This is a genomic window from Streptomyces sp. NPDC014733 (assembly GCF_043083385.1).
Lineage (GTDB): Bacteria > Actinomycetota > Actinomycetes > Streptomycetales > Streptomycetaceae > Streptomyces.
Map to the genome: position 1 here is coordinate 266,589 of NZ_JBIBYO010000005.1, position 19,591 is coordinate 286,179.

At 75.2% G+C, this 19,591-nt stretch carries 19 protein-coding genes; 7 read left to right on the top strand and 12 right to left on the bottom strand.

All coding sequences use genetic code 11. The features are described from left to right. Positions 1–64: 64 nt before the first annotated feature. The gene (locus tag ACF1BH_RS14955; RefSeq protein ID WP_391642875.1) at positions 65–478 is read left to right on the top strand and encodes an ATP-binding protein; all 414 of its coding nucleotides are present in this window, start codon (positions 65–67) and stop codon (positions 476–478) included. Between the two features lie 68 nt (positions 479–546). Here the strand turns inward: ACF1BH_RS14955 and ACF1BH_RS14960 are convergent, their stop codons facing one another. Next, the gene (locus ACF1BH_RS14960; protein ID WP_391642876.1) at positions 547–1,203 is read right to left on the bottom strand and encodes a TetR/AcrR family transcriptional regulator; all 657 of its coding nucleotides are present in this window, start codon (positions 1,201–1,203) and stop codon (positions 547–549) included. A 118-nt stretch (positions 1,204–1,321) separates the two neighbouring features. Here ACF1BH_RS14960 and ACF1BH_RS14965 point away from each other — a divergent pair, with 118 nt between their 5' ends. The 4 genes from ACF1BH_RS14965 to ACF1BH_RS14980 all read left to right on the top strand — a co-directional run bounded on the left by ACF1BH_RS14965 (position 1,322) and on the right by ACF1BH_RS14980 (position 3,986). Next, positions 1,322–2,332 (top strand): hypothetical protein, encoded by a 1,011-nt coding sequence (locus ACF1BH_RS14965; protein WP_391642877.1) that lies wholly within the window; start codon positions 1,322–1,324, stop codon positions 2,330–2,332. A gap of 252 nt (positions 2,333–2,584) precedes the next feature. Next, positions 2,585–2,869: a hypothetical protein gene (locus ACF1BH_RS14970; RefSeq protein WP_391642878.1), complete on the top strand. Its 285-nt coding sequence runs from the start codon at positions 2,585–2,587 to the stop codon at positions 2,867–2,869. A gap of 111 nt (positions 2,870–2,980) precedes the next feature. Continuing rightward, on the top strand, positions 2,981–3,463 hold the full coding sequence (locus ACF1BH_RS14975; RefSeq protein ID WP_391642879.1) for a GreA/GreB family elongation factor: 483 nt from the start codon (positions 2,981–2,983) through the stop codon (positions 3,461–3,463). A 271-nt stretch (positions 3,464–3,734) separates the two neighbouring features. Beyond that, positions 3,735–3,986 (top strand): DUF6191 domain-containing protein, encoded by a 252-nt coding sequence (locus ACF1BH_RS14980; protein ID WP_391642880.1) that lies wholly within the window; start codon positions 3,735–3,737, stop codon positions 3,984–3,986. A 68-nt stretch (positions 3,987–4,054) separates the two neighbouring features. Here ACF1BH_RS14980 and ACF1BH_RS14985 read toward each other — a convergent pair whose 3' ends face one another. From ACF1BH_RS14985 to ACF1BH_RS14995, 3 genes are all read right to left on the bottom strand, one after another. Continuing rightward, a complete protein-coding gene (locus ACF1BH_RS14985) occupies positions 4,055–5,197 on the bottom strand; it encodes a serine hydrolase domain-containing protein (RefSeq protein ID WP_391642881.1) in 1,143 nt (380 codons plus the stop codon). Between the two features lie 233 nt (positions 5,198–5,430). Then, positions 5,431–5,940, bottom strand: a complete 510-nt coding sequence (locus tag ACF1BH_RS14990) for a GNAT family N-acetyltransferase (protein ID WP_391642882.1) — start codon at positions 5,938–5,940, stop codon at positions 5,431–5,433. Between the two features lie 129 nt (positions 5,941–6,069). Beyond that, the gene (locus tag ACF1BH_RS14995) at positions 6,070–7,098 is read right to left on the bottom strand and encodes a GNAT family N-acetyltransferase (RefSeq protein WP_391643075.1); all 1,029 of its coding nucleotides are present in this window, start codon (positions 7,096–7,098) and stop codon (positions 6,070–6,072) included. A gap of 538 nt (positions 7,099–7,636) precedes the next feature. Between ACF1BH_RS14995 and ACF1BH_RS15000 the strand changes: the two genes are divergently transcribed. Beyond that, positions 7,637–8,467, top strand: coding sequence for a thioesterase family protein (locus ACF1BH_RS15000; protein ID WP_391642883.1), 831 nt, complete (start codon positions 7,637–7,639; stop codon positions 8,465–8,467). A gap of 234 nt (positions 8,468–8,701) precedes the next feature. Here ACF1BH_RS15000 and ACF1BH_RS15005 read toward each other — a convergent pair whose 3' ends face one another. Then, positions 8,702–9,196, bottom strand: coding sequence for a GNAT family N-acetyltransferase (locus ACF1BH_RS15005; protein WP_391642884.1), 495 nt, complete (start codon positions 9,194–9,196; stop codon positions 8,702–8,704). 134 nt (positions 9,197–9,330) lie between these two features. Continuing rightward, the gene (locus ACF1BH_RS15010) at positions 9,331–9,945 is read right to left on the bottom strand and encodes a TetR/AcrR family transcriptional regulator (RefSeq protein ID WP_391642885.1); all 615 of its coding nucleotides are present in this window, start codon (positions 9,943–9,945) and stop codon (positions 9,331–9,333) included. A 117-nt stretch (positions 9,946–10,062) separates the two neighbouring features. Between ACF1BH_RS15010 and ACF1BH_RS15015 the strand changes: the two genes are divergently transcribed. Beyond that, positions 10,063–11,028, top strand: a complete 966-nt coding sequence (locus ACF1BH_RS15015; protein ID WP_391642886.1) for an alpha/beta fold hydrolase — start codon at positions 10,063–10,065, stop codon at positions 11,026–11,028. 73 nt (positions 11,029–11,101) lie between these two features. On the opposite strand, the gene ACF1BH_RS15020 is transcribed toward ACF1BH_RS15015, so the two are convergent. From ACF1BH_RS15020 to ACF1BH_RS15045, 6 genes are all read right to left on the bottom strand, one after another. Further along, on the bottom strand, positions 11,102–11,800 hold the full coding sequence (locus ACF1BH_RS15020; protein WP_391642887.1) for a TetR/AcrR family transcriptional regulator: 699 nt from the start codon (positions 11,798–11,800) through the stop codon (positions 11,102–11,104). A 36-nt stretch (positions 11,801–11,836) separates the two neighbouring features. After that, positions 11,837–12,946: a PDR/VanB family oxidoreductase gene (locus ACF1BH_RS15025; protein ID WP_391642888.1), complete on the bottom strand. Its 1,110-nt coding sequence runs from the start codon at positions 12,944–12,946 to the stop codon at positions 11,837–11,839. Position 12,947: 1 nt separating this feature from the next. Next, entirely contained in the window at positions 12,948–13,862 is a 915-nt protein-coding gene (locus ACF1BH_RS15030; protein WP_391642889.1) for a metal-dependent hydrolase, read from the bottom strand. Between the two features lie 164 nt (positions 13,863–14,026). Next, positions 14,027–15,997 carry a hypothetical protein gene (locus ACF1BH_RS15035; RefSeq protein WP_391642890.1) on the bottom strand — a complete coding sequence of 657 codons (1,971 nt, stop codon included), beginning with the start codon at positions 15,995–15,997 and terminating at the stop codon, positions 14,027–14,029. 113 nt (positions 15,998–16,110) lie between these two features. Further along, the gene (locus tag ACF1BH_RS15040; RefSeq protein WP_037677785.1) at positions 16,111–16,395 is read right to left on the bottom strand and encodes a DUF397 domain-containing protein; all 285 of its coding nucleotides are present in this window, start codon (positions 16,393–16,395) and stop codon (positions 16,111–16,113) included. A 58-nt stretch (positions 16,396–16,453) separates the two neighbouring features. Then, complete coding sequence (locus tag ACF1BH_RS15045) at positions 16,454–19,591, bottom strand: alpha-N-acetylglucosaminidase TIM-barrel domain-containing protein (protein ID WP_391642891.1); 3,138 nt, start codon at positions 19,589–19,591, stop codon at positions 16,454–16,456.

The window sequence follows — 19,591 nt, forward strand, 5'->3', positions numbered from 1 at the left end:
CTCGGGGCGCCAACTTGGGCATATGCACGCCTCTCCCGTCACCCCCACCCCCGTTACCGCGCGTATGTTCGCGCAACGCTTCAGCGCCACCCGTCGGGGCGCCCGCCTCGCCCGTCGGCTGGCCACTGCGCAACTCGATGCCTGGGGCACCCCCTACGGCAGCGAACGGTCCGACACCGTCGCCCTGCTCGTCGCCGAACTCGCCGCCAATGCCGTCCTGCACGGCCGCGTCCCGGGCCGGGATTTCGAGCTGCGGCTCACCCCCGTAGCCGGTCCCGACGGGCGCGACCGGCTACGCATCGAGGTCGCCGACACCCGTACCGAGGCCCGGCCGCCGGACCCGGGCGACCTGCGGCCACTCGCCCCGGACGCCGAATCGGGCCGCGGCCTCCTCCTCGTGGCCGCCCTCGCCGAGCGCTGGGAGGTCACCGACCGCCCCGGCGTCGGCAAGATCGTCCGCGCGGAGGTGACGCTGTGAGGGACGTTGCCGCGCGGGCGTCTTCCGGATCTACCGCTTGTCCGGCGGATGCCCCAGTGGGGCCGGTTTCACCGCTGGGTGTGCCGCTCGGCGGCGTCGAAGGCGGGCGCGAGCGGGGCCAGCGCCGCGCGGAGCTGGTCGGGCAGTGAGCCGGAGGGCACGACGAGTCCTCCGGTACCGGAACCCCCGGCGGCCTCCGGGTTCGCGGCCGGCCGGAGCCAGCCTTCCAGTGCGATGCGAACCGCCGCGGCCACGCTTGCCGCGAGAACGCGGGCCGTGTGCGCTCCGCTGTCGCCCAGGCGTTCGGCGATCACCGCCGTGAGCGGGGGCTCGATGGCGGCGGTGGCGTCGAGGAACGCGTCGCGCAGCGCGGTCCGGGTGGTGATCAGCAGCAGAGCCTGCTGTTCGCGCTCGCCGGTGTGCGTGTACTGCTCGACCACCGCGTCGGTGACGGCGTCGGCCAGGCGCACTCCCGCGGGCCGGGCCGTGACCGCCGCCGCGATCCGGGCCTCCCGGTCTGCGGTGACAGCGGAGGCGATCGCCTGCTCGCGGCTGGCGAAGTAGTTGTTGTAGGTGCGCGGCGAGACCCCGGCCGCCTCGGCGATGTCCTCGACCCGCACCTGGTCCGGTCCGCGCTCCACGGCCAGGCGCAGGGCCGCCTCGCGCAGCGCCTTGCGTGTGGCCTGCTTCTTCCGCTCCCGCAGCCCGGGTGGTGGTGTCGTCACGGTGCTCAGCGTTCCACACAGGACTGCGTGCACGCAAACTTGCGTGCACGCAAGTTTCCTGTCACTCTCGGCCCGACCGAGACCGACATGAGGGGACGTCACCATGCGAGCAAGAGGAATGACCTACGACACCGGGTTCGTCGTGCACGGACAGATGTCCCGCGAGCGCTTCGACCCCGCGGTGGTCCGGCGTGAGCTCGCCATCATCCGCGACGACCTGCACTGCAATGCGGTCCAGATCATCGGCGGTGACCCGGACCGACTGGCGCTGGCCGCCGGTGCCGCCACCGAACTCGGCCTGGAGGTCTGGTTCTCGCCCTACCCGCTGGAGCTGGCTCCGGAGCAGATCCTCACGCTCTTCCGCGACTGCGCCGAGCGAGCGGAACGGCTCCGGCAGCAGGGGGCCGCAGTCGTGTTCGTCGCAGGCGTCGAGCTGAGCGTCATGAACCGCGGGTTCCTGCCCGGAGAGAGCCCCGAGGAGCGGGTCGAGCAGCTGATGAGCCCACCCGAGCGGCGGGCCGACGCGATGCGCGGGCTCGGCGTGCGTATCAACGCGTTCCTCCGCGATGCCGCGGCCACGATCCGCGAGCGCTTCCAGGGCAAGCTCACCTACGCAGCCATCCAGTTCGAGCAGGTCGACTGGACTCCCTTCGACATGGTGACGTTCGAGCTGATCCGCTCCGCCGAGGTCGCCGACCGGTTCCGGGAAGCGGTGCGCACCCTGGCCCAAGGCCCGAAGCCGCTCGCCATCACCGGGTTCGGCACCGCGGCCTACCGCGGCGCGGGAGACCGCGGCGGGCGCGTGCTGGAAGTGGTCGAGCACGATCCGCGGACCAAGGCCCCTGTGCGGCTGAACGGCATGTACGAGCGTGACGAGGCCGGCCAGGCCGCCTATCTGAGCGAACTCCTGGAGATCTTCGACACCGAGGGCGTGGACAGCGCGTTCGTGTTCCTGTTCGCCTTGCCCGGCTACCCGCACCGCCCGGACGGCGACCCCCGGGACGACCTGGACCGGGCCGGCCTGGGCATCGTCAAACTCCTCGAAGGACGCCGGGGGCAGACCTACCCCGACATGGAATGGGAACCCAAGGCCGCCTTCACGGCAGTGGCGCAGCGGTATCGGAGGTGACCGGCCCGCGGCCGTCGGCCGGCGGAGCAACTCCGCCGCGGCGACCGCGGCTGTGCGGTGCCGTGCGGATCAAGGGTGCGGACGACCCGAACGGCACCGCCCGGCACCCCGCCGGGCGGTGCCCCGCGATCCGGGACACCGCCCGCCCCGACATGCACCCCTCCGCCGCCCCGGCGATCCTGGGAGAAGCGCATTTCCCCAGAGGCCGGGCGCGGCACGCGGTCCGGCTGCCGCAGCCGAGGAGGCGGGCGCATGGGACACCACCATCACAAGCCGAACAAGGCGGTCGAGGGCGACCCGGACGCGGGCCACGGGCGCGGGATGCCCCGGCGGCCCGACGGACGCGCGGCCGAGCGGCGTACCGAGGAGGACCGCCGCGAGGCGGGCCTGCCCGACGGCGCCGGGAAGGACGACGCGACCCGGTACGCGGAGGAACGGGCCGAGGTGGAGCGCGAGGCCGACAGCGGCACCATGCCCCGCAGCGTCGCCGCACGGAAGCGACGGAACCCCTACCCGCCCTCCGGCTACGAGGAGTGAGCGCGGGGCGGTCGGCCGTACGGGCGGGCCGGAGGCGCGGGCGCCCCGGACACGCGGGTTCAGCCGACCCGCAGATCAGACGTTCGCACAGGTCAGAGGCGTGGAGTAGGCATGAGTGAGGAACCCGAACCGATCAGCGCCGCCGAACGCCGCGCGCTGGAGCGGGACCGCGACGCGCTGCGCGCCGCCCGCGCGGCCGACGCCCCGGCGCCGCAGGACTCCGGCCAGGCGGGCGACCGCGGCGACGCCGCCGACCAGTCGGAACGCGTCGACGAGGCCACCCACATCGGGGTCCGCCTGGCCGAGATCACCCTCCGCCTGCACGAAGGCGAACGCGCCGGCGTGCCGCCCGTCGACGCGGTCGGCGTGGGCAGCACCTGCACCGTGCGCTTCCCGGACGGCGACCGCGCCACGCTCCACCTCGCCCGCCTGGCGTCGGACCGCGACCCGACACTCGTCACCGCCGACAGCCCCCTCGGCCGCGCCCTGCTCGGCCACGAGGCGGGCGACCGCGTCGAGTACACGACCCCCGACGGGCGGGAGACCGTTCACCTGCTGTCGGTCGGCGAACCGGGGCCGGAGAACGGGCGGTAGCCGTCTGCTTTCTGCGCCGCCCCTCGCCCGCTCGGCCCGGGGCTTCCGTACCGCCCGCCAGGCACAGCGCCCGTGTGTCGTCCCGGCACTTCTCGCCAGGAGGCCGACGCCGAGCCGCTGACCCCGGCCCGGCGTACGCCACGGGCGCCGGGCCGGTCGGCCGGTGGCTCAGCGCGTCACGTCGGCCGGGCGATCGACATGCTGCCTGGTGGTCAGTAGCCTCTCGGCAGGCACACGTCGGCGTCCGGGAGGCGACATTTTGATACTCACGATGGCCGGTGTCCTCATCGTGCTGTGGCTCGCCCTCTTCACATGGGCCGGCTGGCGTCGGCGCACGCACGGCGGTGGAGGAACCCCGGCCGTCCAGACGTGGGGCGAGCTTTTCCACCCCTCCCAGCGCCACGTCCAACAAGAGCGGGAACGCCAACTCGTCCTCCGGGACGACGCCGACTCCGGAGCGCCGCCCCACTCCGTCGACCTCGACTCCGGCACGGCGTTCATCCGCCGGGACAGGGCCACGTGAGCAGACCCGACGCACCCTGACGGCTCGGCCGACCGGGCCCGGAGACCCACGGTGACGGGCCCGCCCGCTCAGCCCCCCAGACACTCCCGCACCGCCCCCACCAGCCGATCCGCCCGCGCATCACCGTGGCCGATCATGCGGTTGGCGACATACGCGAAGCCGACGCCGAACGCGTCGTCCCCGAAGGCGAACTGACCGCCCGCGCCGTCGCTGCCGAAGCTCCGCGCACCGAGCATCGGCCGGAACGGCGCATCCAGCAGGAACCCCGCGCCCCAGCGGGCCCCGGCGTCGAACCCCAGCCAGCCTGCGCCGGACGAGAGCTCCCGCACCACATCCGTCACGGACTCCGGTGCCAGCAGCCGCCCGTGCCCGTCCAGGCCCGTGACGGCCGCCGCGTACAGCCCGGCGAGCCCCGACGCCGAGGCCACCGCGCCCGCGCCCGGCAGCTCCGCGCCGAGCAACGCCGGGTCGTTCCAGCCGTACGGCGCGTCGGTGCCGGGGAAGACCAGCGCACCGTTCATCGTCACGATGCGGGTGAGCAGATGCTCCGGCCCCGGCATTGCGGGCCGCCCCGCCGCCTCCGTCAGCACCGCCCGGCCCGCCACCTCCTCCTCCGGCAGCCCGATCCAGGCCCGCAGCCCCAGCGGATCACCCACCGCCCGGCGGAAATACGCACCCGGCGTGAGCCCCGTCAGCCGCCGGATCACCTCGCCGAGAACGAACCCGAAGACATGGCCGTGGTACTCGTACGACGCCCCCGGCTCCCACAGCGGCCGCTGCTCCTCGACGGCGCGGATCACCGGCGTCCACGCGGCGATCTCCTCGAACGTGAGCTTCCGGTCGAGGACGGGTATCCCGGCGCGGTGCCCGAGGACCATCCGGCAGGTGATCTCGTCCTTGCCGTGCCGGGCGAACTCCGGCCAGTAGCGCGCGATCGGCACATCAAGATTCAGCAACCCTTCCTGAACGAGCAGCTGTACGCACACCCCGACCAGGCCCTTGGCACACGAGAACACCGGCACGGCGGTCTCCCGCTCCCACGGACGCCCCGTCCGCCCGTCGGCGACCCCGCCCCACAGCTCGACGACCTTCCGGCCGCCGACGAACACCGAGACCGCCGCACCCAGTTCCGGAAAGTCCGCGAAGTTCCGCGCGAACGCCTCGGCGACGCCCCCGAAACCCTCGTCCACCTCGCCCTGACACCGCTCCACCGGTCCCGCCCCTCCGCCCGTACGCTCCCGACGCGCGGCACTCCGCCCGCCGCCGACCGCGACACCGTACGGCGCCACCCGCCCCGGCACGAACGGATTTCCGCACGACGGGACCGGCCCGGAAGGCAGTGCGAGCAGCGTGGGCAGCCACCGAGAATGGCGGTAACTCGCGCTTATACGACCGGAGTTGACGGGCGAGGAGCCGTCTCCTGGGCGCCGCGCGCGCCAGGCCGTCAGACGCCGAACGCCGCCGGATAGCGGATCGTCCCGGACGGCACCGGCGCGTCCGGGTCCAGGGCGAGCGCCATCATCGCCTCGTCCGGCACGTCGAACGGCGCGCGGATACCGAACCGGGAGGCGGGCACGAACCCGAAGCGCGGATAGTACGTGGCGTGGCCGAGGACCACCACGAGGTTCTCGCCCTGCGCCCGGGCCGCCTCCAGCGCCGCCCGGATCGCCGCCGACCCGGCACCCGTCCGCTGCGCCGACGGCACCACCGCACAGGGCGCGAGGGCCAGCGCCGGCCGCCCGCCCACCTGGCAGCGGGTCAGCAGCGCGTACCCCACCGGCGTCCCGTCCGGCGCGAGCGCGAGGAACGACAGCCCGTCGATCCACGCCCCGGGATCGGCCCGCAACGCCTCGACGATCCGGGCCTCCTCCGGGGTGGGGAAGGCGGCGAGGTTGATGTCCCGGACGGCGGGGACGTCGGCGGGGGATTCGGGGCGGGTGGTCCAGGTGGTCATGGCGTTCCAGGGGGTGGAGGGTCCGGCTGTCCGGTCGTTCCGGCTGTCCGGCTGTCCGGTGCTTCGGCTGTTCCTGTCGTTCCGGGGCGGGCTCAGCCCCGACGCGGGCCCAGGTGTCGGTCTCAGATATCAGTCCCAGGTCATATCGATGCGGTCCGCGAAATTCCGGTATCCGGCGCGCCGGAACGCGTCCGACATCGGGGTGTTGCCGAGGTCGGTGGCGGCGCGGATACGGGGCACACCCTGCGCGGCCAGGACGCGGGTGCCCTCGGCGAGCAGCGCATCGGCGTAGCCGCGGCCGCGGTGTACGGGCACCACCCCGAGGTAGGCGATGATCGCGTGGTAGTCGTTACGCGCCGGAATCACGAACCCGACCGGCTCACCACCGGGCAGCACCGCGACCCGCCACCACTCCCGCGGGCTGCGATACCGCACCAACTCCTCCTCGTACTGCCGAACCGCCGCCTCCCGCGCGGACACCCGCCCCAGCTCGGCCCGGCTGTGCGCGTCCAACGTGCCGTCCAGCACCGCCGTCATCAGCCCCAGCAACTCCGCACGGTCGCGGGGCGGACGGAAGGTGAGGGCGGCGGGCCCGCGGACGGGGCCGGCGCCGCGCTCCAGGGCGCCGGGGCCGTCGGCGTCGTGCGGGGTCCACTCCCACCGCAGCCGTTCGACGAGCAGCCGGGCGCCGGTCCACTCCAGCGCCGCCATCCGGCTCTCCACGACGCGCCGCTCTGCCGGATCCGCACGCCAGCCGGGCGGGAGGAACCGCAGATACCCGGGGTGCGCACCGTCCGGCAGCACGGCGGACGACGCGGCGCGCAGCAGCCGCACCCCTGCGTCGAACGGATCGGGCCCCGTGCCGCACGGATCGGGGCCCGTGGCGGTCGCCACGGGCCCGGCGGGTGCCGCGCCCGCGTCGTCGAGATCGAAGATGTCCAGCAGCGCCGGAACGGCGTCACCCGGCCACGACCACCAGGCCACCCGCGCCAGCACCCGGTCACCGTGCAGCGCCACCCACATCCACGACGGCCTCCGACGCCCTTCCGCGAGGTCGTCGGCCAGCTCGTCGTCGAGGGTGTAGGGGAGAGCGCGGAAGAGGTCCAACTCCTCGGGCCCGCGGAGGGCGCGCAGGACGAGGCCGTCCGCGCCGGCCAGGCCATCCGGAGCGTGGGCCCCGGGAGAAAGGCCCGCGGTGGCGGGAGAGCTGAGGGCGTGGTCCGGGTTGCTCAGGGGGGTACTCCGGTGGTCGCTCGGTACGGGTGCCGGGCGCGGGCGGTCGCTCGCGCGTCGGTGGTGCTCATGCGTGGTCAAGGCGCACTCCTACGAGGGCGCCCGTCCCCTCCGGGATCAGCGGGAGTCCGTGTCCCGGGAGGACGCGGGCGCGGTGACAGCGGTGGTCATGCCTGCCCCCTCCTTCCGATGTCGCGGTCGCCGGCCACACCTGCGGGCGGGCCGAGGACCCACCTTTCCGAGCCGGCACGCCGACCGCAAACCCTTTTCCGGGGCCGGACGCACAGGGGCGGCGCGGAAGCGCGAGCACGCCCGCCCCGACCTGTGGAATGGATCACGGCCCCTGCCCAGGCAACACCGGGGCCTTTACCCTCCTTTGCACGGGCCGGACGGCGCGGCCGGGTCGCCTGCCCGGTCGGCTGCCCGCTCGACCGACGCCCGTCCCGCGTGAGGAGAACCGCCTGTGACCATCGCCCCCACCGGACACGAGAGCCCCCGTCGGAGCAGCCGCGAGAGCTACTACGAGCGCACGGACGAGCGCCACTACAAGCCGACCCCCCATGCGCAGGGCGCCTGGAGCCTCGACGAACAGCACTTCGGGCCGGTGTCCGGACTCCTCGCGCACGTCCTCGACCGCCACCTCGCCGAGCGCCCCGGAGCCGGGCTGGCCATGGCCCGGATCAGCTACGACATCCTCGGACGCATCGCCTTCGAGGAGTGCGAGGTCACCGTGGAGACGATCCGGCCGGGCCGGACCATCGAACTCCTCGAAGCCGTCCTGCGGATCGGCGACCGCCCGGTCGTCCGCGCCCGCGCCTGGCTCCTCGCCTCGCTCGACACCACCGCCGTCACCGACACCCCCTTCGAGCCCCTCCCGCACCCCGACACCCTCGCCCCGTGGACCATGGGCGACACCTGGGGCGGCGGCTACATCGCCTCCCTCGACGCCCGCCGGGTCCCGTCGCAGCGCAAGGGCCGTAACCAGGCGTGGATCTCGTCCACCGTCGATCTGGTCGCCGGCGAGCCGCGCAGCGAACTCGCCTCCTACCTCACGCTCGTGGACACCGCCAACGGCATCGCCGTCCAGCAGGACCCCACCGCGTGGATGTTCCCCAACGTGGACCTCACCATCCACCTGCACCGCACGCCCCGGGGACCCTGGACCGGCCTGGACACCAGCGTCACCTTCGGCCCCACCGGCCAGGGCGTCACCAGCAGCATCCTGCACGACCTCCACGGCCCCGTGGGCCACGCGGAACAGATCCTCACCGTCCGGCCCATGCCGGTCGGCTGACACCCGCAGACACGCCGGGCCGGTCGGGGCGCCTGCTCGCCCGGTCCTGCGGGTCTCTCCGGACTGACGGCGGGACCCGCAGGACCGGGGGCCGACGGGTGAGGGAAGCGGTGATGGGGGGCGCGGCGGGGCCCGGTCGGCTTGCGGCGGCGAGGGCGTCCGGGCGGTGCGTCGCGGCCCGACTGCGGGCGCAGTACCTCGGACCCCGGCCCCTCCACCGCTGCGCCCGTCCGCTCAGCTCGGCTCCACGGGCTGTTCGAGAAGCTCGGCCGGTCCGTCGAAGCCGCAGCGCCGGTACAGCGGTGCGCTCCTCTCGGACGGCCACACGATCAACGTGTCCAGACGGTGGGCCCGGGCGTAGGCGTTCACCTCGTCGAGGAGGGCCCTGCCCAGGCCGCGGTTGCGCTGTTCCGGGGTGACGTAGAAGTTCGTCACGTAACCGAGCGCGTCGGAGCTGGGGAAGGGGCTCGGGACCTTCTCCACGAGGCAGACGAAGACATGGCCGCAGGGCCTGCCGTCCACCTCCGCGAGCCAGCCGCGCCACGGCCCGGCGAGCCGGGTACGCAGCCACTCCCCGCACTCGGCGAGGAACTGCTCTTCGCTCTGCGGGACGTCGCCGCCGCCCGCCGGGACGTCGTCACCGTCCTCCTCCACCTTGAACCGCCGGCGCAAGGCCGCCAGTGCAGGCGCGTCGCCGGGCTCCGCCCGACGGATCACCAGGTCACTCATGGCCGCACTCTCGCAGGGCGGGCGGGGGGAGCGGAATCCCCGGGGGGCTTCCCCCGCCCCCTCCCCGCCGCTGCGCGGGCGGAGCGGGATGGCAGCCGACGTGCTCGCCGCTGCCGGGCGGCGGCGAACGGCGGTCAGTCCGCCGCTGCCGGGCGGAAGATCCGGTTCAGCTGGTGCCGGAGCACCTCCGTGGCCGACTCCGGGGTGCGTTGGCCGGTCAGGACGCTCGTGCCCAGCCCGGCGGCGAGTGCGAGCAGGGTGATCGCCTCCGTCCGTGCGTCGGTGCCGGAGGTGAGGGGTCCGGCTTCCCGGGCCTGTTCGAGCAGGCCGGTCACGGCGTCCTCGGCGGCGTCGGGGCGCTGGAGGTAGGGCTGGGCGGCGAGCGCCTCGTCGGTCACGGCGAGCAGGGCGTAGGAGGTGAGGACGAGGTGGAAGGCGCGGCTCTCCTCGTCGGTGGGGAGTGAGGTGGTCAGCAGTGCCTCGACGACCGCGCGGGGGCCGGGGTTCTCGCCGGCCGCGCGGACCCGTGCGGTGACCCGCTTCCCGAACTCCTCGGTGAGCTGCTGGAGGCCGTGGAGCAGCAGGTTCTCCTTGGTCTGGAAGTAGTACTGCACCAGGCGGAGGGAGATTCCGGCCTCGGCGGCCACGTCGCGCATGCCGACGGCGTGCAGTCCGCGGCGGGCCGCGACCCGGACGAGGGCCCGGCCGATCTCGGTGCGCCGTTCGTCGTGGTCCACGCGCTTGGGCATCGGTGCTCCCCGGGTTCGGTCCGTCCGGCCGCTGCGGCCTCGGATTTTCATGGTACCGCCGTATCATCAACGTGGTACGGTCGTATCACGAAAACGAGGCCCCCAGGAGGTGCCCCCGTGTCCGACACCGCCACCCGCGCCCCGGCCGACATCGGCCGCTACGTCAACGACGCCCTGCGCGACCGGTACTTCGCCGCCTGCGACGCCGTCCACGCACTGGGCGCACCCGCCCGCGCGGAGTACGACGTGGAGACCTCGTTCGGGACCACCCACGTCTACCGCTACGGACCCGAGGAGGGCACCGCGGCCGCCGGACGCGCCGCTGAGCGCACCCCCGTCGTCCTGGTGCACGGCGCCGGCGGCTGCGCCGCCATGTGGTACCCGAACACCCCGGCGCTCGCCGCCGAACGCACCGTCTACGCGCTCGAAACCCCGGGCGACGCCAACCGCAGCGTGCACCGCGCCCCGCTCCACCAGCCCGAACGCGCCGCCCAGTGGCTGGACGAGGCGCTCGCCGCACTCGGCCTCGACCGCGTCCACCTCATCGGCACCTCGTACGGCGGCTGGCTCACACTCAACATGGCGCACCGGCGGCCCGCGCGGCTGGCGTCCGCGACGCTGCTCGACCCGGGTGGTCTGGAGAAGGTGGGGCTCCGGTTCTTCCTGTGGATCTTCGTGAGCCTCTTCGCGACCGCCGCCCCCGCGGCGCTCCGCCCGCGCCTGGCCGCCTGGCTGGACCAACCGGTGCTCGTCGTCCCGGAGCTGCGCGCCATGGTGCGGGCCGGGGTCCGCGCCCACCGCATCCGCCGCCCGGCGCCCGTACCGCTCACCGACGGCGAACTGCGCACCATCCGCACCCCGCTCCACCTGGTCCTCGGCCGGCGGAGCCTGCTGCTGCACCCGAAGCGGCAGGCGGAGCGCGTCCCGCGGCTGGTCCCCGGCGCCCACGCGGTGATCCTGGAACACACCGGCCACGGCCCGCAGTTCGACCACGCCGACGAGGTCAACACCCGGATGCTCACCTACCTGGACGGCGTCGACGACGCGGCCCGCGAGGGGGAGGGCGTACCGGGGAGGGTGTGACGGCGCACCCGGGTACGGCGGGCGCGTCCCCGCCGTACCGCCCCGCCGTACCGCCCTGCCGTACCGTCCCGGCTCAGACCTGCTGCGGCGCCAGCGCCGGCAGCCGGGCCAGCAGGTCCGCGAACATCCCGTCCGGCGGTTCCTTCTCCAGCAGGGTGCGGACGACGTCCGCCATCCCGTCGTCGTACGCCGCGCTCACCGAGGCCAACGCCGCGAAATCGTGGACGAGTTGCCGCTCCAGCTCCCCGCGCGGCACCTTGCGGCCGTCGAGCCACAGAAGCGCCGTGGTCTCCGCCAGCGACACCCACGACCGCACCACCAGCGTCAGCCGCGGCGACGGCGCGGTGACCTCCAGATGCGCCAGGATCTGCTCGTACGCGGCCTGGCGCACGCCCTCGATCAGCGCGCCGGTGCGGCCCGAACCGATCGCCGGACCGCCCCGCATCAGCGCCGAGAACCCCGGCCCGTGCTCGTCGACGAAGTCGAAGAACCGCTCCATCACCCGCAGCAGCCGCGCCCCGAGCGGACCCTCGCGCGGCTCCACGAACCGCGCCGTCAGCTCCTCGGCGGCGCGCCGCAACGCGGCCTCGTACAGCTGCTGTTTGCCCGGGAAGTAGTGGTACACCAGCGGCCGCGATATCCCGGCCGCCTCGGCGATCTCGTCGATCGACACGTCCTCGGGCGAACGGTGGCTGAAATGGTCGAGCGCGACGGAGATCAGCTGCTCCCGCCGCTCCTCGACGCCCATCCTGCGGCGCGCCCCGGTCGTCATGGCGCACACCCTAACGACCGGGGACGGCCGCCGCTCTCACAGGTCCAGCGTCAGCGACGCCCCCCGCGCCCGGGAGACGCAGAGCAGCATCGAATCGTCGCGTTCGGCGTCGGTCAGCAGCTCGTCGCGGTGGTCCACCTCGCCCGCCACCACCCGCTGTTGGCACGTCCCGCAGAAGCCCTGCTCGCAGGAGTACGGCAGATCCGGCAGCGCCTGCTCGCGGACGGCGCGCAGCACGCTGGTGCCGGGCTCCACCGTCACCGTGCGGCCGGTGCGGCGCAGCTCCACCTCGAACGGGGCGTCCCCGGCGGCCGCTTCGGGCGCCGCGGCGGGCGCGAACCGTTCGGTGTGCAGCGTCAGCCCCTCCGGCCCGTCCGGCAGCAGCGCCGCCACCGCGTCCATCAGCGGATCCGGACCGCAGCAGTACACCGCGGCGTGCGGCGGCGCCGCGGCCAGCGCGGCCGCCAGATCGGGCCGCCCGTCGGTGTCCTCGGCCACCACCGTCAGCCGCTCACCGCCCGCCAGCTTCTCCAGCTCCGCCAGGAACGGCATCGACACCCGCGAACGCCCCGCGTACACCATCCGCCACGGCACCCCCTCGGCCTCCGCCTGCCGCACCATCGGCAGCAGCGGCGTGATGCCGATGCCGCCCGCGACGAAGAGGTACGCATGCGCGTCGGCCAGCGGGAAGCGGTTGCGCGGGCCGCGCACCTCCACCTCCACCCCCTCGCGCAGCGTCTCGTGCACCTCCCGCGAACCGCCCCGCCCGTCCGCGATCAGCCGCGCCGCGACGGTGTACGCGCCCGCGTCCGCCGGATCCCCGCACAGCGAGTACTGCCGTACGGTGCCCGACGGCAGGACGAGGTCCACGTGCGCGCCCGGCTCCCAGGCGGGCAGCCGCGCGCCGGCCAGCCGCAGCGCCACCACGCCCTCGGCCGCCTCGGTGCGCTCCGCGACGCGCAGCCGCAGACCGCCGGCGCCCCGGCCGCCGCCCCGGCCCGACACCGGTTCCTCCAGCGACGGCAGCGGCCACAGCGGCGACCGCTGGATGCGGCGGCGCAGCGCGGAGCGCGCCAGCAGCGCCGCGGCCACACCGCCCGCCGCCAGCGCGGTCCGTACGGCACGGGGACGGGGAACGACGGACATCTCAGGCGCCTCCAGGGGATCCGGCCTCGGCGGCGACCGCGGCGGGGGACCGGGCCAGATAGGCCGCGGCCTGCGCGGTGCTGCCGTAGTGCGAGGGGTGGTACGACGGGCTCAGGTACTGCGGGGCGGAGCGGAGGATGGCGACGGGCTCCGGCAGCACGCCCTCCCGGCCGCCGCGCCAGAAGTCCTTCGCGGACGCCTTGCCGTCACGCAGCGTCGGATCGTTCTCCATGAAGAAGCGGATCCCGCGCTGCCACAGGAAGACCAGCGCGCCGAAGGCCAGGGCCCAGGTGCGGGCCCGGCGCCGGTAGCCGCCGTCGACGTGCAGGAAGAGTTCGTAGGCGACCGACCGGTGCTCGACCTCCTCCGCGCCGTGCCAGCGCAGCAGATCCAGCATCACCGGGTCGGCGCCCTTCGCGTCCAGCGCCTCGGCGTTGAGCACCCAGTCGCCGAGGAACGCGGTGTAGTGCTCGATCGCCGCGATCAGCGCGATCCGCTCCCGCAGCCACCACGCCCGCGCCCGCCCCGGCGGCAGCGTCCGGTCGCCGAGCAGCTTCTCGAAGAACCAGTCGATCTGCGCGGTGTACGGCTCCGGGTCCAGGCCCTGCGCCCGCAGATGCGGCAGCACCCCGTCGTGCGCCTGCGAGTGCATCGCCTCCTGCCCGATGAAGCCGATGACGTCCTCCCGCAGCCGGGCGTCGCGGATCAGCGGCAGCGCCTGCTTGTAGACGTGGACGAACCAGCGCTCACCGGCGGGCAGCAGCAGATGCAGCACGTTGATGGTGTGGGTGGTGGACGGGTCCCCGGGGACCCAGTGGAGAGGGGTGCCGGCCCAGTCGAACGCGACGTTGCGGGCCTTCAGCGGCACATGCTCCTGTGCGACCGGCTCGGGCCGCGACGACGCCTTGTTAGACATGGCGTCAATTTACTGGGAAGTAAGGCGTTGGCAATACCCCTGGGACAGGGAAAATCCCGGGAGAACGGTGTGGTCCACCGTTCTCCCGGGATCCGTCCCTCCGCCGTCACGGGGCTGCCCGCCGCCCTTACGGGACCGCCGTCGCCCGCCCCGCAGCGCCGGGCCTAGCCCAGCCCGTCGATCCGGCCGCCGCTCTCCAGACGGCCCGTCAGCTGCGCCTGGCTGCCCGCCGGGACCCGCAGCGACAGCAACCGCCCCGCCGCGCCGCCCCGCACCCCGCCGGACGCCGCGATCGACGTGACCTGCCGGCTGCCGGCCGCCAGCAGCCACCACGCGCCGCCCCCGGACCTCCACAACACCCCGGCCAGCACCCGCGGCGACCGCGGCCCGCACGCCGTACCCCCCTCGGCCGCCGCCGTCACCGCAGCCGTCGCATACGGCTGCCCGGACGGCGCCGGAGGCTGGAACACCGACAGCGTCCGGCTGCCCGGACCCCGCCAGGTCTCCGCCCGGGCACAGAGCCACGACGCCGTGCCCGCCCCGCCCGGCAGCGTCTGCCGCGCGAACGGCCACGCGTTCACCGACTGCACACCCAGCCCCCGCAACGCCGGCAGCTGGCACGCCGTCCGCGCCCACGCCGTCCGCCCCTCCGGACCGTCCACCGCACCCGGCGCCTGCGGCGTCCCGTACGTCAGCCGCACCGGGGTCGTCTCGCCCAGATCGGTCAGCAGCGCACCGTCCGTCCGCAGCGCCGGCCAGGAATCGCACCCCCCGGACGGCCCCGGCGACGGCGCCGGAGCGGTCAGCCCCTGCGCGTCCACCGCCAGCCGCTCCCCGGGCGCGTCCGGCTTCAGCAGATCCACCAGCCGGACGGAGGACGCCCAAGGCGCCGTCAGATAACGGACGTTACGGGCCGTGCGGCCCACCGCCAGCACGGCCGCCGACGCGCCCTGCGCCCCGTCCGCCCGCGCGAAGTCCAGCGCCGCCCCCGCGTCCGTCGCGCCGTCCGCCGCCTCCGCGTACCGCACCAGCCGCTGCCCGTCGTGCAGCAGCACCACCGCCGCGTGATCCACCGTCCCCGCGAACAGCAACTGCGCGGGACCGGCCGCCGGACCCGGCGCGGTGCCCGGCGTCGCCGCCACCTTCACCTGCGGCCCCGGCCGCGCCCACACCGCCAGCGCCCGCCGCAGCAACGCCTTGTCACCGATCCGGTCGCCCCGCGCCGGCCAGGCCGCGAAATCCTCCCGCGCCGCCGACTTCCACGCCGTCGGCGACGACACCGCGAGCCGCGCCGGATCCATCGCCGCCCGCGCCGCCGCGTTCTCCGCGTACGGCGGCGCCGCCGCGCCCTGCGGCCCCCACCCCTGCCCCGGCAGCCCCAGCAGCGCCCCGCACACCACCACCGCGACGCCCGCCGCCAGCAGCGCCCGGCCGTGCTGCCGCCGCCGGATCAGATCGGTCGGCCGGGCCTGCAGCGCACACGCGTCGAACTCCGGCGACTCCAGCAGCGACCGGCCCCGCACCGCACCCGGCGCCGCCACCTCCTCCGCTTCCACCACCGCGACCTCCGGATCGCGCACCCCGGCGGCCTCCAGCGTCCGGAGCACCTCCGTGGAGGTCAGCCGCTCCAACTCCCGCAGCACATACGCGGCCCGCCCCGCCGCCGACAGCTCCGCCAACTCCCGGTCCAGGGCCGACTCCGCCGCCCCGCCGGGCCGCGGCGCCAGCCGCACCCCCCACACCTGCGGCAACGGCCCGGGCCGCCGCCACCGGCCGCCCGCCACCGCCACCGCCTGGCGCAACACCCGCACCCGCAGCACCGCGTACCCGGGACCGTCCACCGCCGGAAGGCCGCGCGGGCCGGGCAGCGGCAGGGACGCCGTGGTGGTACGGCGGCGGGGAAGAGCACGCTGCGTGACGGCGTGCGCGGCGCGCACCCGGCGGCCGCGGCCACCGCCGTGCGGCAGCACCAGATAGGCCAGCCGCACCAGCCGCGAATAGTGCGTGACCAGTGCTTCCTCGGCCTCTTCGACGTCGAGTGCGTCGAGGCCGTCCGGGGCCGTGCCGGCCGGGTGCTCGGCGACGCGGCCCTCGGGGGCGCCGTCCTGACGGGAGGATGTCGACTGCTGTTTCACGCTCGGTGAAACGAGCGACGACGAGGCCGGTCACCCGCCGGCACCGAGGCCGGGACGGGTGACCGGAAGAGCGCGCGGGCCCGGCCGCCGACGGCCGCCCGCCCCAGGGACGTTCAGATCTCCAGGTCGAACTCGCCGTCCCGGGCGCCCAGCACGAACGCGTCCCACTCCGCCTTGGTGTAGCGCAGCACCACATCCGGCTCGGTGGAGTTACGCATCGCCACCGCACCGCGCTCCAGGAACGCGATCTCCACCGCCTCCTCCGCGTCGCCCGGGGCCCGCTGCCAGGTGGCGTCCGAGATGTCGAGGCCGTACAGCCACACCTTCTCGGCCTCCTTCGCCGCCGCCCTCTCGGCCGCTTCCCGGTCGGCTGCTTCCTGCTCCGCTGCGGCGCTCATGCCGTTGTCCCCTCACTCACGTGATTTTTCCGGCTCAGCGTACGGGGTGACCGGCAGGTCACCGCAGGCTCCAGCGGCGGAACTCGGCCGTCCCGCGCACCCCCGAACCGGAGTTGGCCGCACACTGGTGCAGCCCGGCATCCTGCGCCGCGGCCGCCCCCGGCACCCGCACCGTGCCCACCGTCCGCCACGTCGCGCCGCCGTCCACCGAACACGACCCGGTGTACGTACCGCCGCCCGCCCCGTCCGCACCCCGCACCAGCCGCAGCGTCACCGGCGCGGTCACCCCCGTCAGCCGCTCGTAGGTGCCGAGGGTGCCGTCGCCGGACGCGTCGTAGGAGAGCACCACACCGTTGGCCGGGGTGACGGAGAGGTTGAGGAAACCGCGCGCCCCGGGGGAACCGGGCTCCGAGGCCAGCCCGTTGCGGACGATCAGGCCCGCCCGCGCCCACGGCGCCGTCGCGTCCTGGCGCACCACCTCGGCCTGCGCCGCCCCGCCCGCGGCGAACGCCCCCGGCCGGTACACCGCGCCGAACTCCGCGGTGGCGCGCCACAGATCGGCGCCCCCGCCGTCGATCGCGAACCGCTCCGCCAGCTGACCGAAAACCGCCCCATTGGTGGTGACCGTGGCCAACCCTGCCTCCAGCGGCCCCGCCACCCACAGCGTGCCCGCGCGCACCGCCCGCACCCGTGCCTCACCTCGCGGCCCGTACGCGGCGGTCAGCGTGTACGGCAGCGCCCGCAGCGGCTCCTCCGGCGGGCCGGCCGGCGCCGTGACCTGCCAGCGCGCCCGGCCGGTGGCGCCGCCCCCGACGGACGGCAGCGACAACGGACCCTCCGGCTCGGCCGCCGGGCCGCTCAGCGCGAAGTCCACCCGGCCGGTGGCGCGCAGCCCGCTGACGTTCCGCAGCGCCGCCGTGACCCGCGCCCGCCCGCCCGGCGGCAGCGCCGCGGGCTCCGCCGTGACCGTCAGCGTCCCCTGGTACGGCGCCGCCGCCAGCACGTCACGGACCCGCCGCGCGGTCCGGTACGCATCGGTGTCCGGCCGCTGCGGATGCCGCTCCCGCCGCCGCGTCCACTCCTCCTCCCACGCGTACCAGTCGAACGTCTTCGGCTCCCGCCCGGCCGCCAGCGCGTCCCCCAGCTCGTCCAGATACGCCCGCCACTGCGGCAGATACACCTCACCGATCAGCCCGTGCCAGTCCCGGTTGGCGTAGCGCGACAGCTTCCCGCCGTCCGCCGTCGGCCGGTCCGCCCAGCTGGTGATCAGCGCCCGCGCCGACCGCTCCAGCCGCGCCTCCAGCGCCGCGTCCCCGGCGGCCGCCGCCCGCGCCTGCGCCAGCCACGGCCCCAGCAGGAAACGCCGGTGCGCGCCGGTGACCTCCTCGCTCAGCCGCATCAGCCGCAACCACAGCGCCGACAGCGCCCCGAACGCCGCCCCGTCACCCCGCCCGTACGCCTCCTGGAGCTGGGGAATCAGCTGCCAGGAACGGTTGGCGAGCGCCTGCCGGGCCAGGTCGGTCAGATCGTGCCGGTAGGTGTCCGCGCCGCGCAGCGCGGGCCGGACGTCCAGCAGCGCGGCGAACGCGGTGTCGACCGCCGCCGGATCGCACGCCGGGGTGTGCGTGGCGTGCGCCGTCCCCGACCGCGCGGCCAGGTCCGGCCGGGCCGCGAACACCGCGTCGTGCGGCCGCCCGTCGGCGCTCGCGATCTCGTAGGCGCTGGTGCGCAGCGCGGCGAACGCGGCCCGCGCGGCGGCGTCCCGGCCCCCGTACCGGGCATCGGCCCAGCCGTCGAACCACGCGGCGCGGTCCACCGGCCGCTCGCTCCACGCCAGCTCCGCGAAGAGGGCGAACGCCGCCGGGTCGCGCTCCGCCGCCTCCGGCATGTACGCCGTCCCGGCCAGCGCGCTGCCCGGCTTGTCCCGCCACACCGTGAACCGCTCCGTCCACCGGTGCGTCTTCGCCCCGATCGTGGTGCGCCCGCCGAAGTTGGGGATCGTCCCGAACGCGTACGGCGTCCCGCCCCAGTCCCGCTCCCGGTCGCCGACGGTGTCCAGATCGCTCAGCCCGTCCACGATCAGCATCCGGTCCCGGTCGACGCCGTCCAGCAGCTCCGGCCGCGGATTCTCCTGCCAGCCGAGGATCACCCACGTCGCCCCGGGGTGCGCGGTGCGCAGCGCCCGCTCCACCGCCCGCGCCGCGTCCGCCACCGGTACGTCACCCGGGTCGCCGCCCTCGTGCAGCAGATCCATCTTGAAGTGCCCGGCCGGGCCCAGCAGTTCGCGCTGGTGGCGGTAGAACGCGGCGGCGACGTCGGTGAACACGCCGGTGCGCGGGTCCAGCCAGTCCGGGCGCCGCAGCCCCGCCCAGACGCCCTGCGGCACCGTGACGGCCCCCGGGTTCCGCGCCGCGAAGTCCACCGGCACGGTGCCGAAATAGCCCGGCAGCACCGGCCGCATCCCCAGGGCGCGCAGCCGGCCGGTGATCCGCCGCCCCAGCCACGCCCGCCGCGCCAGGAGCGCCGGATCGATCGGCCCGCCGTAGTCGCTCATGTTCTGCAGCAGCCACCACGGCTGGTGGGTCGGCTGCGGGATCCAGGCCCGCGCCTCGGCGTCGGAGTACCCGAACCCGGTCAGCAGCCGGTGGTAGACCGCCTCCGCACCGGGCGTGACCAGCACCTCGTTCACCCCGTGCAGCGCCAGCAGATCGATCAGCCGCTCCCAGCGCGGCCAGTCGGCGTACGGGGCGGTGTAGCCGTCGTGGGTGTCGTTGAGCGCGAACCGGTGCGGCAGCGCACACGACCGCTCGACGGCTCCGCGCGGCGCGGGCAGCCGCTCGGGCAGCGCCAGCTGGTCGCCGCCCCAGGACAGCTGGGCCCCGCAGGTGTGGCGCAGATAGTGGTGCACCCCGGTCAGCAGCGTCGCCGGGGAGGTCGCCGCCACCTCGATCCGCCCGGACCGCCCGCCGACCCGGAAACGGTCCCCGGCCCCGTCACGGGCCAGCGGGACGAGCCGGAACTGCGCCGCACGGTGCGGCAGCAGACGGCGCAGCGCCTCCCGCGCCGGACCGGCGTCGAACGGGACGCCCCCGTCGGCCGGGGCCGGACCCGGCACGGCGGCGCCCCCGCCGAGCGTGGCCCGCACCCCGAGCGCGGCGGCGGAGCCCAGCAGGGTACGACGGGTCGGACGGGTCAT